This window comes from Chryseobacterium sp. G0162, assembly GCF_003815715.1.
Classification (GTDB): Bacteria; Bacteroidota; Bacteroidia; order Flavobacteriales; family Weeksellaceae; genus Chryseobacterium.
The window spans coordinates 3,670,858-3,685,098 of record NZ_CP033922.1 but is presented as its reverse complement, the minus strand read 5'-3'; the positions used below and the strand labels follow the sequence as shown (position 1 = coordinate 3,685,098).

The window sequence follows — 14,241 nt, the reverse complement described above, 5'->3', positions numbered from 1 at the left end:
TTATCTCGATTTCCACTTCTTTTTCTTTAACAATTCATCATCCGAATTGGAGGTGTACGTTGGTTTTAAAAACTGCTCAATTGCTTTTCCAACTTCGCTGATTACGGAGTTGTTTTTTTGTATATTTCCATTGTTTTCTTGGTTTGAATTTTCAGAAAAAACAGTTTCATCATCCAATTTTCTCTCTTTATTTTCATTGAGAATTACTTTGATTTCTGCAATTTTTAACTTGTTGGTAATTTCAGAAAGTTTGTAGCCTGCTTTATAAATTCTGTCTGTATTGGGGTTTTTATCTTTCTCCATCACGATTCGCATTCCCGAAACGCCGTCTTTCACATTCTTGGATAATTGAATTTCAAAACCTCTTTCTTTCATTTTAAAAATAAGTTCATCAAAATTTTTCGCTGTTTTTAGGCTTTCTTTTAAATTTTTCAGCATTTCTGCTTTTTTCTGAATTCCAATTTCCACATCGGTCAACAACCCTTTTTCTTTACAAACTTCCCGAACTGCTTCTCCAAATCTTCTTCCTACATCGTGTGATTTTACCGTACATTTTCCCGAAATATCAATCCTATTGACGATAAAATGAATGTGTTTTTGTTTCGTACTGTTATGAATATCCAATCGAAATTGATTCTTATCGCTCACTCCAATTTTTTCTAAAGCTTTGGTAGCGATTTCTGTAAATTCTTCATCCGTCAACTTTCTTCCGATTTCGTCGGGTTGAGAAATATAGCCTGTCAAAGCCCATTTTTTCACATTCGTGTTTCGGTCTGCAACGGTTTTCATTTCCAGAAACTGACCTTCAGAAGTTGAACTCAAAAGACAATTTGAAGCCACCATTTCTGCAGTTCCTTTGTCGTTTCCATTGTATTCTAAAGCAATTTTGGTGATGGTTCTTGTGGTTGCAGAATTATTCATTTTTCTGAGTTTTTGAATATAAATATTGATGAATCAAATCAACCGTCATTTCAATTTTTGCTAAAATTTCTTTCTTATTTTCAAAAACAGTCCATTCTCGATTTCGCAAAAGATTGGTTATTTTTTTGAAATGAGTTCCAAATTGAAGCAAGGTTTCATCAGTTTTAAATTCATTGATTTTTAATTCTTTTTCGAACAAAACATTTCGGATATAGGTCGATAATTTGAGCGGATATTTTTCTTGTTTTTGAATCAATAATTCATATTCAGCATTGGTCATTCTTATCGAAATCACTTTATCCAGTTTTTTGTTTTCTTTAGTTTTTAAACCACCTTTTCTGCCTAATTCTTGAAAATGTTTTTTCCTTTTTTCCTGAGCAATTTTGGCTTCATTTTCTCTGGTGGCTTGGTTTATAAATTCTTGTAAAAAGTCGTTTTCCATTTCATTAAATTTTGTGTATTTAAAAACATTTCTGACGATAGGAAGAAATCAAAAATCCCAATTTTACGATCAGCGACCACGCTTATTGTAAACTTTGGGTACTTTTTGCACTAGCATCCCATCATATTTACCTGTGTTTATTTCACTCACCTTCTCCTTTGCTGCACTTGTCTTTCATTTGATGGATTTTTGTGAATTAACCAATCATTTAAGTCTTTAAAACCTGAATACAAAATCCGACAATCTTCTACATTTTTGTTTTCACTTTTCAGTATTTCAACTGCCCTATTTCCGGCTTCATCATTATCTAAATAAAGCTCAATATTTTCATAATTCCCGAGTGAATTTTTAATATTATGAATCATCGAAACGGAATTCAAAATGATATAATCAGAAGGTTCTTTTTCTAAAAAATTTTCTACATTTTTAAAGGAAAGAAAATCAAAAAAACCTTCGAAAATCCTAACTGAATTTGAACTGTTTTTAATTGTAGAAACATCTTTTTTACCCAAACAAATTTTGGAGTATTTATTGCGAATTTCGTAACCGCCAGAATCATTTTTAAAACCAATTCCGAAGTAATTTTTATCATTCATTCGATAATGAATTTCTTGTAAAAATTGAGTTTGATTTCCAACATTTCTTTCCTTTAAATATTCTAAAAGTGCAGGATGCTGAACATTTTTAATTTCAATGATTTCATAGTTTTTAGAAAGATTTTCCAATTTACCATTGGAAGTTTCTTGCTGTTGAAAAGAAGAAAAACTCTGATTTTCTGCCCATTCTAAAACTTCTTTTACAGAAGCATTTAGATATTTCTTCATAAAATCGATATTGTTTCCGCCAATTCCTTCTGAAAAGAGATACCAAATATTTTGATTTTTATTAATTTTAAAAGAGGCGTGGTTTTCTTTGGCAAATGGATTGAGAAACCACGCTTCTTTTTCCGTTTGTTTTGTCGGAAGGTGTCCGAGAATTTGGAGGACTTCTTCCAACTTTATGCTGTTAAATTGTTTGCAATTCATCTTGTAGATTTTTCGGGTATTAATTATTGTTATTTGTTGTGTAATTGTTGAGAAAATGTATTAAATAATTGATTTTTAAACAGTTAATTACTCAACAAAAGCTCAACAATTCAACAAACTTGATTTTATTTGCTCAACAAACATTCAACAAAAAAGTGGGTTTAAAAGTTTGTTGAGGATTTTGTAGAGAACTAATTGATTGATTTTCTTTTCATTATCAATTAATTCAACGTTTCAACATATTTTTGAAGAATGAAATCTTTTTTAACGGTGAAAAATCGCCCAACGGAATTGTTTTGATAGAATGTTCCTGCAAAATCAATGTCGTATCTAATGTAGGTTAAGCCGTTATTTTGGGGATTTAGTTTCCACATTTCCTTTAAAATATTTCGAATATCGTTTCTCGTCCAATAAGTTGGTCGAAACATCCTGTTCATCATATTGAGAATATCTTGCGGGACGACATTGATTTCTTCATCGTTGTTACTTTCAAAAAACTCGTACAGCAACTCAATCATTTTAGATTCTAGCTTATTGTTATTCTTGAAAACCAGTTTTTGGAGTGCTTTTGTCCTGATTTCATCGGCAGAAAACCACATTCTTGTTTTCTTTTCTGTTGAAAAAGGTCTCTCGATTAAAAACCGAAGAAAATGAGGGATTTCTGAAATGAGATTGTCGAGAAACTCTGTATTTTCAACTTTTATCGGATTTATTTTTAGAATCCAAAACCGAATTTCGTTTTCATCAATTTGAATAAAATTTTCTTCGTTATTGGAACACAAAATAAACTTGGCGAAAAAATCAATTTCTTCTCGGTCTTTTCCTTTGGCTTCCAACTTGTCTTTGTTGGTGGTCGATAGATATTTTAATCTTTCTGTAATCTCTTTTTTATCAAAAAACACTTCATCAATCGCCACAACCAACATTGCTGCCCAATCAGAATTAAATTGACTTCCGAATGAATCTCCTTTAATGTAAGTCATATTTAACCCGAAAATTTCTTTCAACCATTTGATGAACGTTGATTTTCCCGTTGCTCTTTCTTTGCTTACCAAACAAAGAATCGGTAAAATTTGGGTGGGATACTGCAATAGAATTTTCAAATAATCTAAACCCAATTCGAACTGTTCGCCGAAAATATGCTTCACAAAATTCAGAGAAAAAGGAACTTCATTTTTGAAATTTTCGTTTTCAGATGAAGGCGAAAATGGGATTTCATTGTAAATATTATAGAAACCTCTAACGATTTGTTGATAATCTAAATGTTCCGGAATACAACAAAAACCATCATATTTTGGAATCGAGGAAAGAAAAGCTTTGCCGTGGTCACTAATGATTGTTTCGCGATTCCAACGAACCAAAACTGTGGTTGTGTCGCCAGAGATTAATGGTTTTTCTATTATTTTGTAATAGGTTGTGCCGACTCGGATGTAGGGGATTTTTTGGCTCATCGTTGTGAATTTTGATTAAACTCACCATTCGATTTCCTGAAATTTTTCTTGAAATTGGCGTCGGCTTCAGATTGAATTTCTTGTAAGGTTTTCTTTTTTCCTTGGGAAATCCACTCTAATAATTCATCTTCAAAAAAATAGAGTTTTTTACCATTTTTGTAACACGGAATTTTTCGAGTTCTTACTAAAGTGTAAACCGTTGGTTTGGCTTTTCCAATTAATTCGCACGCAGCTTCAATGTCGATTGGAATTCTTTTTGGAGGAATTGTAGTTGTTTCTTTTCTTTCCACAAGAAATTTAATTTCGGCTATTTCGTTAGCCAAATGTGCCACTGCTCTCGGCAGGTTTTCGAATGAAATTTCATTGCTGTCCATAAGTATCGTTTTTGATTGTTATGGTGCAAAGAAAAAAAGTGATTTCTCTGTGACGCCTATAAACACGCAATCACAGAGAAATCACTTAACTTACACTTCGTTTTGTAATTTTTTATGTCTTTTGTTAGTCTGCCAAGTTTTCTTGAATTGTGATAATACCTTTTTTAGGTTCATCTTTCAAATGTGATTTGATACTATCTAAATCAATATCATCAAGCGAAACAAAAACAGTTTTTAATAATTTTGAAATTTCTTCCTGTTTTATTGGTCTAAAATGATTCCAAATATTCCATCCGAAATGATAGAGGTCTAGATTAGAAAGTCCAGCTGTTTCTATCAATTTTGAATTTGAAATTTCTTCCTTCTTCGAGTAAGAAATAACAGTATTGCAAAGCAAACCCAAATCTTCATCCGAAACGTACAAGGCAAAATGATTTCTTGTGTAGTGAAGGGCGATTTGTAATTTTTCGTTTTCTTGTTGAACTTTTTTCTGATGTTGAAATGTACGGATTGCATTTGTATCGATATTATTTTCAACCAAAATCTCTACATTTTCAGCTGAGTTAATCTTCGCCGTATTGTCTATCTGAACAACTTTTTCATTAGCCTCAGTATAATTATTAAGTTTTTTTGAATTTTTCTTATTTCTTAATTGCTTGTATAATTCAAATAATGAAACACCTAATAAAACTAAACTTGTGTAAAACACCAATCCTATAAGTATGACAATCCAAAATATACTATTTGCAGTAAATTGATCTGCGCCTTTTTCAAGCATCACAAATCTTATTACTAAACCTGTAATTGCGCTCCCAATGACAACAGAAACATTCTGAATAATTATATCTTGGTAATTATGTTTCATTTTTTAATCTTTGAGAGTGTATTTAACTGAATGGCTTCTGCCGCAACATTTTTCTTTTCATCAACCACTTTTGCGTAAACTTGTGTAGTTTTTACGTTCGTATGACCGAGCATTTTACTTACTGTATAAATATCAGTTCCGCTGGAAAGTTGCAGCGTTGCAAAAGTATGTCTGAAATTGTGAAAAGTTATTTTTTTGGTAATTCCTGCACTTTCAATCCATTTTTTAAGTGGTCGAGAAATCCAAGCTGGGTTCGTTAAATCTTTAAAAACCAAATCAGTTGGAAGACCTGCTTCACCACAAAGTTGTAATGCTTGTTTAGAAATCGGCATATATTCTACGCCTTTTGTCTTTTTTTGAGTAAAATTTATTCTGGCTTGATCGTTTTCAATATTGATTTCATTCCACGTCAATTTTTGAATATCGGAATGTCGCAAACCTGTCAATGCCGAAAATAGTGCTGCTCGTTTTAAAACATCAAGTTCGCAAGGTGTTTCAACCAAAGTATTGAGTTCCTCTAGCGTCAAATATTCTCTTCTCGATTCTTCGTGTGGAATTGATTTTATTTTAGCCGAAATATCAGTTGTAAAATATCCATCAATAAAAGCTTGTTTTAATGCAGCTTTGAAAACAGAAAAATAAGTTGAAGCTGTATTTTGAGAAATAATCTCTTGCTTATTGCTACCACTTTTTGCCGTCAACAAATACGATTTGAAATTTTCACAGAATTTTGTGTTGATCTGCGAAAACATAATTTTTTCGCCTCCAAAATCTTTTAGAAATTCTATCGAACGATACCAATTTATTTGAATAGATTCGGAATTGTTTTTATGTCTTTTATTAACCAACAAATCAAAATATCTCACAAAATTTTCCTGCGATTTTTCTTTTTGTTCTACTTGAATTTTGTCGAGTTCGCTGTAAAGTTCAATATTGTCATATTCTCTCTGACGTAATTTACGCATAGAATCTGCATATAACATTGTTTCCCGATCATTTTCGCTTTTGCAAACGATGATACCATTGTCATCTCTTTTAGGTTTAAATGAAACAGATTCTTGGGTTGTTCTTGCAGGTCTTTTCTTATCAAAATCTACAGTTGTGATACTTCGGTTTAAATATTCCCGGATTCTTTGAACTTTATCTTTACCAGGAATCATCACAGGATAACTTTCCAAATAAATAAACCATTCTTTTCGGAATTCGGCTTTTCGTAATCGTACGGTAACTTTGGTTTTTAGTAACTCTTTCATTTTCCTGCAAAAATTTTATCAATTAAATTTTTAGGTACATAAACGAAACTTCCAACTTTTTTTGTCGGAATTTTGTTTCTTTTAATTAGGTTTGTTACAGTTCCTGGATCAGCGTGGAATTTTGAACTAATTTCGGAAATTGTATAACAATTACCAACTTCAAAATTGGGTTTCTCAGGTTTTTCTTTAGATTTATCTGGTATTTCAACTATTGTAAACATTTTTTCTATATCTACTTTGCTTACACGAGTAAGTCGCTCTCCTAAATTGATTGAAGGTATTTTTTTATTTTTAATTAATCTATGAATCGTATTTTTTGAAATTCCAAAAAGCATTTCAGCTTCGCTCACAGATATATAAGGTCGTGTTTGCAATTCAGCAATTTTAGAAACTGAGTTTTCTAACAGTGTTTTTTTTGCCTCGATTTCTTTTGCCAATTGTTTTTGCCTTTTCCCCAATTTTTCCGAGCAATACTTACTGCAAAATCTGGTGGCAACTGTTTTTGCTTCAAATGGTTTCTCACAAAATTCACAAAGTTTCGGGATTTTAAGATTACTGAAGCCCATAATTCAACTATTTTTAAATTTAAAAATACTCATTAGCACATTTAAGATACAATAAGAGCCACATTGTCCGTCATTAAGATGCGGTACAAATAAGATACAAAAATACAACAAAAATCCATTAAAATCAACTATTGTTTAAAAATGTAAAAACAAAAAAATCGCTGTAAACATAATGTTTACAGCGATTTACTAATTTATTTCAATCGATGTTAATCGATGATAATTGCTACTTACTTCACTTCTTCGAAGTCTGCATCCTGTACATCTTCACCTCCAGCATTATTTCCACCAGGGTTTTGAGCACCTGCATCAGCACCTGGCTGTTGACCAGCTGCATATAATTCTTCAGAAGCTGCCATCCATGCTGCATCTAACGCTTCAGTTTTAGCTTTCACGTCATCAGAATTTTTAGCTTCGAAAGCCGTTTTTAATTCTCCGTGAGCTGCTTCAATTGCTGCTTTTTTATCAGCAGAAAGTTTTTCACCGAATTCTTTTAATTGCTTTTCAGTTTGGAAAATCAATCCATCAGCTTTGTTGAAGATTTCAACTTCTTCTTTTCTCTTAGCATCTGCTGCAGAGTTTTCCTGAGCTTCTTTCTTCATTCTTTCGATTTCTTCGTCAGAAAGACCTGAAGAAGCCTGAATTTTAATAGACTGCTCTTTACCAGTTCCTTTATCTTTAGCAGATACACTTAGGATACCATTCGCATCAATATCGAAAGTTACTTCAATTTGAGGAACTCCTCTTGGTGATGGTGGAATATCTGTAAGGTCGAATCTACCGATTTCTTTGTTATCGTTGAACATAGATCTCTCCCCTTGTCCTACTCTGATGCTTACTGCTGGCTGGTTATCAGAAGCTGTAGAGAATACTTCAGATTTTTTAGTTGGGATGGTAGTGTTCGCTTCAATTAATTTAGTGAATACAGAACCCATCGTTTCAATACCTAAAGAAAGTGGAGTAACGTCAAGAAGTAATACGTCTTTTACATCTCCTGTTAATACACCTCCCTGGATCGCTGCACCAATTGCTACAACCTCATCCGGGTTTACTCCTTTAGATGGTTTTTTACCGAAGAATTTTTCTACTTCTTCCTGGATAATTGGGATTCTTGTAGAACCTCCTACCAAGATTACCTCATCGATATCAGAAGTTGATAAACCTGCATCTTTTAATGCTTTAGCAACCGGCTCCATAGATCTTCTTACAAGATCAGCAGATAATTGCTCGAATTTAGCTTTAGTTAAAGTCTTCACTAAGTGTTTAGGACCTGTAGCTGTAGCTGTGATATAAGGTAAGTTGATTTCAGTCTGTGCAGAAGAAGATAATTCGATTTTTGCTTTTTCAGCTGCTTCTTTTAATCTTTGAAGAGCAATAGCATCTGATTTCAAATCTACCCCTTCTTCAGCTTTGAACTCGTCAGCCATCCAGTTGATGATCACATCATCGAAGTCATCACCTCCCAGGTGAGTATCACCGTTTGTAGCCAATACTTCAAATACACCATCTCCTAAATCAAGGATAGAGATATCGAAAGTACCTCCTCCAAGGTCATATACTGCGATTTTCTGATCTTTATGGCTTTTATCAAGACCGTAAGCTAATGCTGCCGCTGTAGGTTCGTTGATAATTCTTTCTACTTTAAGACCTGCAATTTCACCAGCTTCTTTAGTCGCTTGTCTTTGGGCATCGTTGAAGTATGCAGGAACAGTAATTACCGCTCTTGTTACTTCCTGACCAAGGTAATCTTCAGCTGTTTTCTTCATTTTCTGAAGTGTCATTGCAGAAATTTCCTGTGGTGTATATTCTCTGTCGTCGATTTTTACTTTTACGGTATCGTTTGGTCCAGCAACAACCTTATAAGGTACTCTTGAGATTTCGGCAGCATCTTCTTTGAAGTGTGTACCAATAAATCTTTTGATAGAGTAAACGGTCTTTGTTGGATTCGTTACAGCCTGTCTTTTTGCAGGATCACCCACTTTTCTTTCTCCATCTTCTGTAAATGCTACAATAGAAGGAGTCGTTCTTTTACCTTCTGCGTTAGGAATAACAACAGGGTCTTTACCCTCCATTACAGCAACACAAGAGTTGGTTGTTCCTAAGTCAATTCCAATTATTTTACTCATAATATTTTATTTTTTTCTAATTTTTATATTTAATTTACACTCACTATTTCACAACATTTGTACCATATCCCTTTTTGTGACAAAATGACACAATCAAGACAAAAACCCTGAAATAATCAAGGTTTCATTTTATTTAATGTGGAAATTTTTTCTCTTATGTTCCGAAAAAGGTTTAAAAAGGGAGTGTTCTGACAGATGCTTTAAAAGAAAAACTGATCGAAAGACTTACCTATAACTTTCCTTATAATCCCCTGACCATTGGTAAATACGAATACTGTCTGTTGCCAAAGGCTTACCATTGAGTAAAATTTCTATAGAATCATTATCCGGAGCAATTTTCACCTGCATATCGATCTTATTTCCTGCTTGTTTGAAGGCTTCATTGGTCTTTTCCCAGTTGAAAAAAGCACGTGCGTTTCGCTGTTCCTGCTTTTCTTTTCCGGTCTCCCATGTAAATACCATTTCTTGTGGAATAGCCCTTTCTTTGTAAGGTATATTTAAAACCCAGGGTCTCAATGCCCCTTCTTTCTCTCCATTATAAGTATAATTGAGTACTTCAAACAACCTGAATTTAGGATTTGTAGAAGTTACCACCGGACGCCAATGATAACGCTGTCTGTAATCATCCCATTCTTTAGGACTGGCATCAGGAATAGATAATTCATTCTTGGCTTCTTCGTAACGTTCCGGACTTATGCGATACATTGCCATGTATTTTTCTTTTGCTTTGGCAATTTCTGCTGAATCTGTAACAGGCTGTGCCTGGTAACGCCCCAGTTCAATACGGGTATTTCCAAAATTAAGCCATACAACGACCATCCCTTTAGGAGCAAAACCAAAAACCAATGTAGAAAAGCTATCATAAGCCTTTCCTCCTCCAGATTCAAAGCCTCTTCCCAGTCTTTTATACTCCTGAGTTTCTCCTTCTTTATCTTCTACTCTGGAATAAGCCCGCTCCATATAATCCTTTATAGTATCCATCGGAAAGTCTACATCCAAATGATAATAGAGATTTTCATATCTGGAATAGTAAGTAATATCTGCTCCAATAGGAGTTCCATATTGTTCTGTCCAAGTTGAGCCTGAATCACCCCATCTTCCCGATGAGCTCCCATAAGGCAAGCCTGCACGATTTCCTTCCAATGTTTTTATTTTATCAAATACAGGGGTAACTTCATATTTATTATCAGGCTGCGATATTTCCACATGGAAAGCCATTTTTTTATCATTCATCTTTTGACAGTGTGTTAAATTGAAGCATAATACAGTATATAATATGCTTTGTATGAGGTATTGTATTTTACGATTTATCTTATCCATCTTGTATATTTCTTGTACGCTCTTTAGCATTAGTTATTTTTCCTACTCTTGGCCCATATCCCATTTTAGTAGCACTGGCAGACCAGTGAAGGTATTTATTTCTCAATATTTTAAGCTGATCTAAATCTACAAAATCTTCATAATGTATAGCTTTTAATTTCTCAAGATAATCTCCTGATGAGTGACTTTTATTGAATTCTTCTACATAAGTATTTCGTAATGTACTACAAGCATTTATATAATTTCTTAACTGATTATGTATTTCAATTAGGAAAGGATCTGCTATTTGATTATCATTTATTCCATTTGTCTTATACTTCACCCCAAATTGCTCTTGTCTTGAGTAAAAAAACATTGTATTAAGAGAGACTTTATCATAGGTATTAAAAGGTCTTCTCGTTCCTACCAATATATATTTGGTATTAACTCCATATTTATAAGCCGAGATAATTTTTTTCACTATAATTTCTTCCGGAGTATACCAGCCTTCTTCTATCAGTATTTTTCTAAATTGTTCACATCTTCTGCCTTCATTTTCTCTTTCTTCATACAATTCTACTTTTTCTTCAGCCTGATTCACATAGCATCCTCCGATATCAGAATGTACACCGGGGAGTGTAAATTGTAATCCCGCGGCTTCTGCACTGTCAATGTTCGTTAAATCGAAATTATCACGATATTCGTTATCAGCAGCAATCTGCAAAGTGAAATAGGATTTTTTCACAGCCTTCAGCCCAAGTTGTTCAGTATCTCCAGGAATTATAGTAATATCTCCTATGTTCTTTGGACGGTGATCCAGCCCATAGGACGCTACCGTATCATATAGCCCGGCAAAATTGAATGATATTTTTTTAGGCGCAACATTCCAATATCTTAAACAGGCTCCAAAATACCCATGATTCAGGATAAGCGGATCATCCTGACTGACTTCTATTAACCCTCCTTCAGCCGGATGTGGGGGAACAGCCATTCCTTTATTCCTTGATCCTTTTAGAACGGTAGCCGGATTAGTTGCAATATGCAGAAAATGCCTTGCTGCGGTCGCCCCACGGCTAAAACCAAACACGTTTACTTTCAGATGAATGTCTTTCTGGGTATATTTTGCCAGTTTCTTTCCTGCTTCTACACATCCTTTGGTTACTTTTGCCTTTACCCCACGTCCGTTAGTCCCAAATAAAATTCCTCTATTTGGAACGTTCCCCCATAAATGCATTTCACTTTCCCCGTCTTTCGTTCCAATTCCTTCTATATAAATCCTGTATTGATGTTCAGCGTTGGGATCTATAGCATCAAAGCCCCTGGCTACATTAGAATAATCATTGGTATAGCTGTCATCATCGTGATTAGATTTCTCATAATCCTTTCCAAGATCGGTATTGGTTTTATTGTTCTGGGTGCCATCAAAAAAAAGATTGAGACTCACTTCCAGCAAATTAACGGGCTTATCATTAGGATGTAGTGTTTTGGCTTTATTATAGCTAACTCCGGATTCTTTCCCGGATTGTTCCAGAGAGTTTTCGCTATTGTGGGTGATATTTTCCTTAGAAAATACCAGATAATCTCCTTTTACCTGAGTTTTTATCTTCCCTTCTACTATATATTCTATACTCATGATAGCGGTATTAAAAATTCTTCCTTACTAAATTGATTAGTGGTTTTTAGACTGCTCATTGCTATTGTTGTTGATTTCCTTTTCAGCATGATGCTCTATTTTGTTTCCACTGCTTACTTCCATCCCTTTTAAGGAAATGGTTTTATGTCCTTTTTCACCATAGGTTTCCATATCTCCTTTTACGTAATGCGTAAGTTTTCCAATGACATTGGTGACAAAATCTTTTCCTACAGTAAGCATATTCATCATTCCTACACTGGAAGATTTATTAATTCCTATAGATTCATTTGAGCTCATTTGAACTGTAGTATTCATATTCTGTCCAACATTCATTGATAAATTTCCACCTGCATTGAAGGTAATATCATTAGGTGCTGTAATAATAATATTTCCCTGTCCGTCCATCAGGTAATTATTTCCGCTAGGATCTATAATATTCACGCTCTTTTCATCATCATTCATCAGAATTTTTATTCCGGATTTGGTCTGTATGGATCTCATGTGATTATTAGCACCGCCTCCAAGACCTGTTCCGCCATGAAACATTCCTCCCATCACAAAAGGTCTGTCAGGATGTCCATGTTGGAAGTTAACCATTACCTGATCTCCTACTTCAGGGATCGCTACATATCCTCGATTTTGTGTAATCTGGTCTGTTCCTCCTGCATCAGGGCTCATCATCCTGATAAAATCAGTGGTTTCATTAAGCTGCCAGTCAAATCTTACGCTGATTCTCCCTTGTCCTGAAGGATCAGTATTGGAAACTACCGTTGCAATCTGTGGCTCTGGTCTTGGAATATAAAATTCCGGTTTTGGCATATAGCCTGTTCCTTCAGATATAGCTTCGAAGCTTCCGGTATAATATCCTCGGGCATTTACCTCATGAACCGTTTCGGTAATCATAAGGGTCGTAAGGTGGTTCGTTTTGTTGGAATCCTGCTCTCGTATTTTTATATCTGCCACACATCCCGGATGAAGGAAAGGAATGGAAGTTGAGCCTGAAACATTCATGACCTCTACGGCTTTACTTCCAGAAGCACTTTTTTGGGAATATTCTACATCAAGATGCGTAACGGCCCTTATGGGAGCTACTCTTAAAGAAGGAGTCTTATAAATTCTTTTATTATTTTTATAAGCTGTCTGGGCTAAATCTCCCAAATGTTTTACAGATATTTCTCCTGAAGTCAGCTTTTCATTTTCACTACTGTTATAACCATAAAATTGTGGTTTGATAGGAACTGCCCTGAGTTCTATCCTTACATCATTCACATTGCTACCTTCAATTAACTGGATGTGTTGATTACCGGATTTTAGAAGCTTTCCAAAATGCAGAACATACCCATCATAAAAGAACTGTTCTCCATACGCTTCAGCCATTCTTGCCAGATAATTATAGTGTGTTTCATCATACTGACTGCTATAAAGAATCTGAGAGGTATCATTGGTATCAATATTAAAATCAAAATCAGAGCTATCAAGTCCCTGTTTAAGGATTTCATTAGCAATAATTCCCATATTTACGGGTTGGTTTCCGCCAAAGCTTTGGGTATGGGAAGCTCCATCCAGCAAAATCGTTGGGCTTTGCCCTTTAAGGACAATATCTCCAAGACTGGTCTTTTCCCGGCTGAACCCAACCCGAGTAATTACTCCTACAAATGACATGTTGGGTGTATCTTCTACATCTTTGTAAGAGAAAGTAGCGGTTAATCTTTTCCCCAATAGCTTATGGGCATCTTCCAGGTTTTGAGTCTGTTTGTTTTCCAGACTGTCATGGGCAAGGATAATTTCAAATTCATGATGCCTTACGGCACTTTGTATTAGTTTGAAGTGTTTGAAATGCGTGACAGGTTTGCCATTCGCATAAACTTCAAGTTTTACCACTCGATTAATTCCTGCTATCTGATTTTCCGAAATAGCTTTAGCATTGCTCACGTGGGTAAAGGCTCTTTTTCTTAATTTTGAATACTCCTCATTCGAGGGAACTTCATTGGTGTTGTTTTTCATTTGTGTGTTTTTTAAATAGTGAACCAATCTCCCAAAAGGAAACTTTTATTCTTAATATTCGTTAAATATTTGATGGGCAATTGTCCTTCTCAAAGAATTAGGGACGATCTCATGTAGATGAGATTAGGGAGTATATCATTTGTGTTGTTTTTAGTGTTTATATTCAAATATAATAAAATCCCCAAATAAATCACACATCATAGAAAACATATAGACAAATAATACTATTCAGTAAATAATATCATTAAGATACGATCATAAAAAGTTGACAGTGCCTCTCTA

12 protein-coding genes and 1 pseudogene are annotated in these 14,241 nt (G+C 34.4%); all 13 read right to left on the bottom strand.

Annotation, left to right across the window (positions count from 1 at the left end):
* The 13 genes and pseudogenes from EG344_RS16665 to EG344_RS16610 all read right to left on the bottom strand — a co-directional run bounded on the left by EG344_RS16665 (position 1) and on the right by EG344_RS16610 (position 13,959).
* Positions 1–921, bottom strand: coding sequence for a relaxase/mobilization nuclease domain-containing protein (locus EG344_RS16665; protein ID WP_123910523.1), 921 nt, complete (start codon positions 919–921; stop codon positions 1–3).
* Entirely contained in the window at positions 914–1,363 is a 450-nt protein-coding gene (locus tag EG344_RS16660; RefSeq protein ID WP_123910521.1) for a plasmid mobilization protein, read from the bottom strand. The genes EG344_RS16665 and EG344_RS16660 overlap by 8 nt, the downstream gene beginning before the upstream one ends.
* 146 nt (positions 1,364–1,509) lie before the next feature.
* On the bottom strand, positions 1,510–2,187 hold the full coding sequence (locus EG344_RS16655; protein WP_262697351.1) for a toprim domain-containing protein: 678 nt from the start codon (positions 2,185–2,187) through the stop codon (positions 1,510–1,512).
* Between the two features lie 6 nt (positions 2,188–2,193).
* Positions 2,194–2,388: pseudogene (locus EG344_RS24530) on the bottom strand (DNA primase); the annotation flags it as partial.
* A 221-nt stretch (positions 2,389–2,609) separates the two neighbouring features.
* Positions 2,610–3,839 carry a primase-helicase family protein gene (locus tag EG344_RS16650; protein ID WP_123910517.1) on the bottom strand — a complete coding sequence of 410 codons (1,230 nt, stop codon included), beginning with the start codon at positions 3,837–3,839 and terminating at the stop codon, positions 2,610–2,612.
* Positions 3,836–4,213 (bottom strand): helix-turn-helix domain-containing protein, encoded by a 378-nt coding sequence (locus EG344_RS16645; RefSeq protein WP_123910515.1) that lies wholly within the window; start codon positions 4,211–4,213, stop codon positions 3,836–3,838. The genes EG344_RS16650 and EG344_RS16645 overlap by 4 nt, the downstream gene beginning before the upstream one ends.
* A gap of 124 nt (positions 4,214–4,337) precedes the next feature.
* Positions 4,338–5,078 (bottom strand): mobilization protein, encoded by a 741-nt coding sequence (locus EG344_RS16640; protein ID WP_123910513.1) that lies wholly within the window; start codon positions 5,076–5,078, stop codon positions 4,338–4,340.
* Positions 5,075–6,331 carry a site-specific integrase gene (locus tag EG344_RS16635; protein WP_123910511.1) on the bottom strand — a complete coding sequence of 419 codons (1,257 nt, stop codon included), beginning with the start codon at positions 6,329–6,331 and terminating at the stop codon, positions 5,075–5,077. Before EG344_RS16635 ends, EG344_RS16640 begins: the two co-directional genes overlap by 4 nt.
* Complete coding sequence (locus EG344_RS16630; RefSeq protein WP_123910509.1) at positions 6,328–6,897, bottom strand: helix-turn-helix domain-containing protein; 570 nt, start codon at positions 6,895–6,897, stop codon at positions 6,328–6,330. The genes EG344_RS16635 and EG344_RS16630 overlap by 4 nt, the downstream gene beginning before the upstream one ends.
* 230 nt (positions 6,898–7,127) lie before the next feature.
* Entirely contained in the window at positions 7,128–9,023 is a 1,896-nt protein-coding gene (gene dnaK, locus EG344_RS16625; RefSeq protein WP_123857315.1) for a molecular chaperone DnaK, read from the bottom strand.
* 225 nt (positions 9,024–9,248) lie between these two features.
* Positions 9,249–10,256, bottom strand: coding sequence for a DUF2931 family protein (locus EG344_RS16620; RefSeq protein ID WP_228412752.1), 1,008 nt, complete (start codon positions 10,254–10,256; stop codon positions 9,249–9,251).
* A gap of 79 nt (positions 10,257–10,335) precedes the next feature.
* Positions 10,336–11,955, bottom strand: a complete 1,620-nt coding sequence (locus EG344_RS16615) for a phospholipase effector Tle1 domain-containing protein (protein ID WP_123910505.1) — start codon at positions 11,953–11,955, stop codon at positions 10,336–10,338.
* Between the two features lie 36 nt (positions 11,956–11,991).
* Positions 11,992–13,959, bottom strand: a complete 1,968-nt coding sequence (locus EG344_RS16610; protein ID WP_123910502.1) for a type VI secretion system Vgr family protein — start codon at positions 13,957–13,959, stop codon at positions 11,992–11,994.
* Positions 13,960–14,241: the final 282 nt, after the last annotated feature.

Coding starts and splice junctions, on each gene's coding strand:
- dnaK (WP_123857315.1), bottom strand. CDS start 9,023: ATGAGTAAAATAATTGGAATTGACTTAGGAACAACCAACTCTTGTGTT.
- EG344_RS16635 (WP_123910511.1), bottom strand. CDS start 6,331: ATGAAAGAGTTACTAAAAACCAAAGTTACCGTACGATTACGAAAAGCC.
- EG344_RS16610 (WP_123910502.1), bottom strand. CDS start 13,959: ATGAAAAACAACACCAATGAAGTTCCCTCGAATGAGGAGTATTCAAAA.
- EG344_RS16660 (WP_123910521.1), bottom strand. CDS start 1,363: ATGGAAAACGACTTTTTACAAGAATTTATAAACCAAGCCACCAGAGAA.
- EG344_RS16640 (WP_123910513.1), bottom strand. CDS start 5,078: ATGAAACATAATTACCAAGATATAATTATTCAGAATGTTTCTGTTGTC.
- EG344_RS16645 (WP_123910515.1), bottom strand. CDS start 4,213: ATGGACAGCAATGAAATTTCATTCGAAAACCTGCCGAGAGCAGTGGCA.
- EG344_RS16655 (WP_262697351.1), bottom strand. CDS start 2,187: ATGAAGAAATATCTAAATGCTTCTGTAAAAGAAGTTTTAGAATGGGCA.
- EG344_RS16650 (WP_123910517.1), bottom strand. CDS start 3,839: ATGAGCCAAAAAATCCCCTACATCCGAGTCGGCACAACCTATTACAAA.
- EG344_RS16665 (WP_123910523.1), bottom strand. CDS start 921: ATGAATAATTCTGCAACCACAAGAACCATCACCAAAATTGCTTTAGAA.
- EG344_RS16620 (WP_228412752.1), bottom strand. CDS start 10,256: ATGAATGATAAAAAAATGGCTTTCCATGTGGAAATATCGCAGCCTGAT.
- EG344_RS16630 (WP_123910509.1), bottom strand. CDS start 6,897: ATGGGCTTCAGTAATCTTAAAATCCCGAAACTTTGTGAATTTTGTGAG.
- EG344_RS16615 (WP_123910505.1), bottom strand. CDS start 11,955: ATGAGTATAGAATATATAGTAGAAGGGAAGATAAAAACTCAGGTAAAA.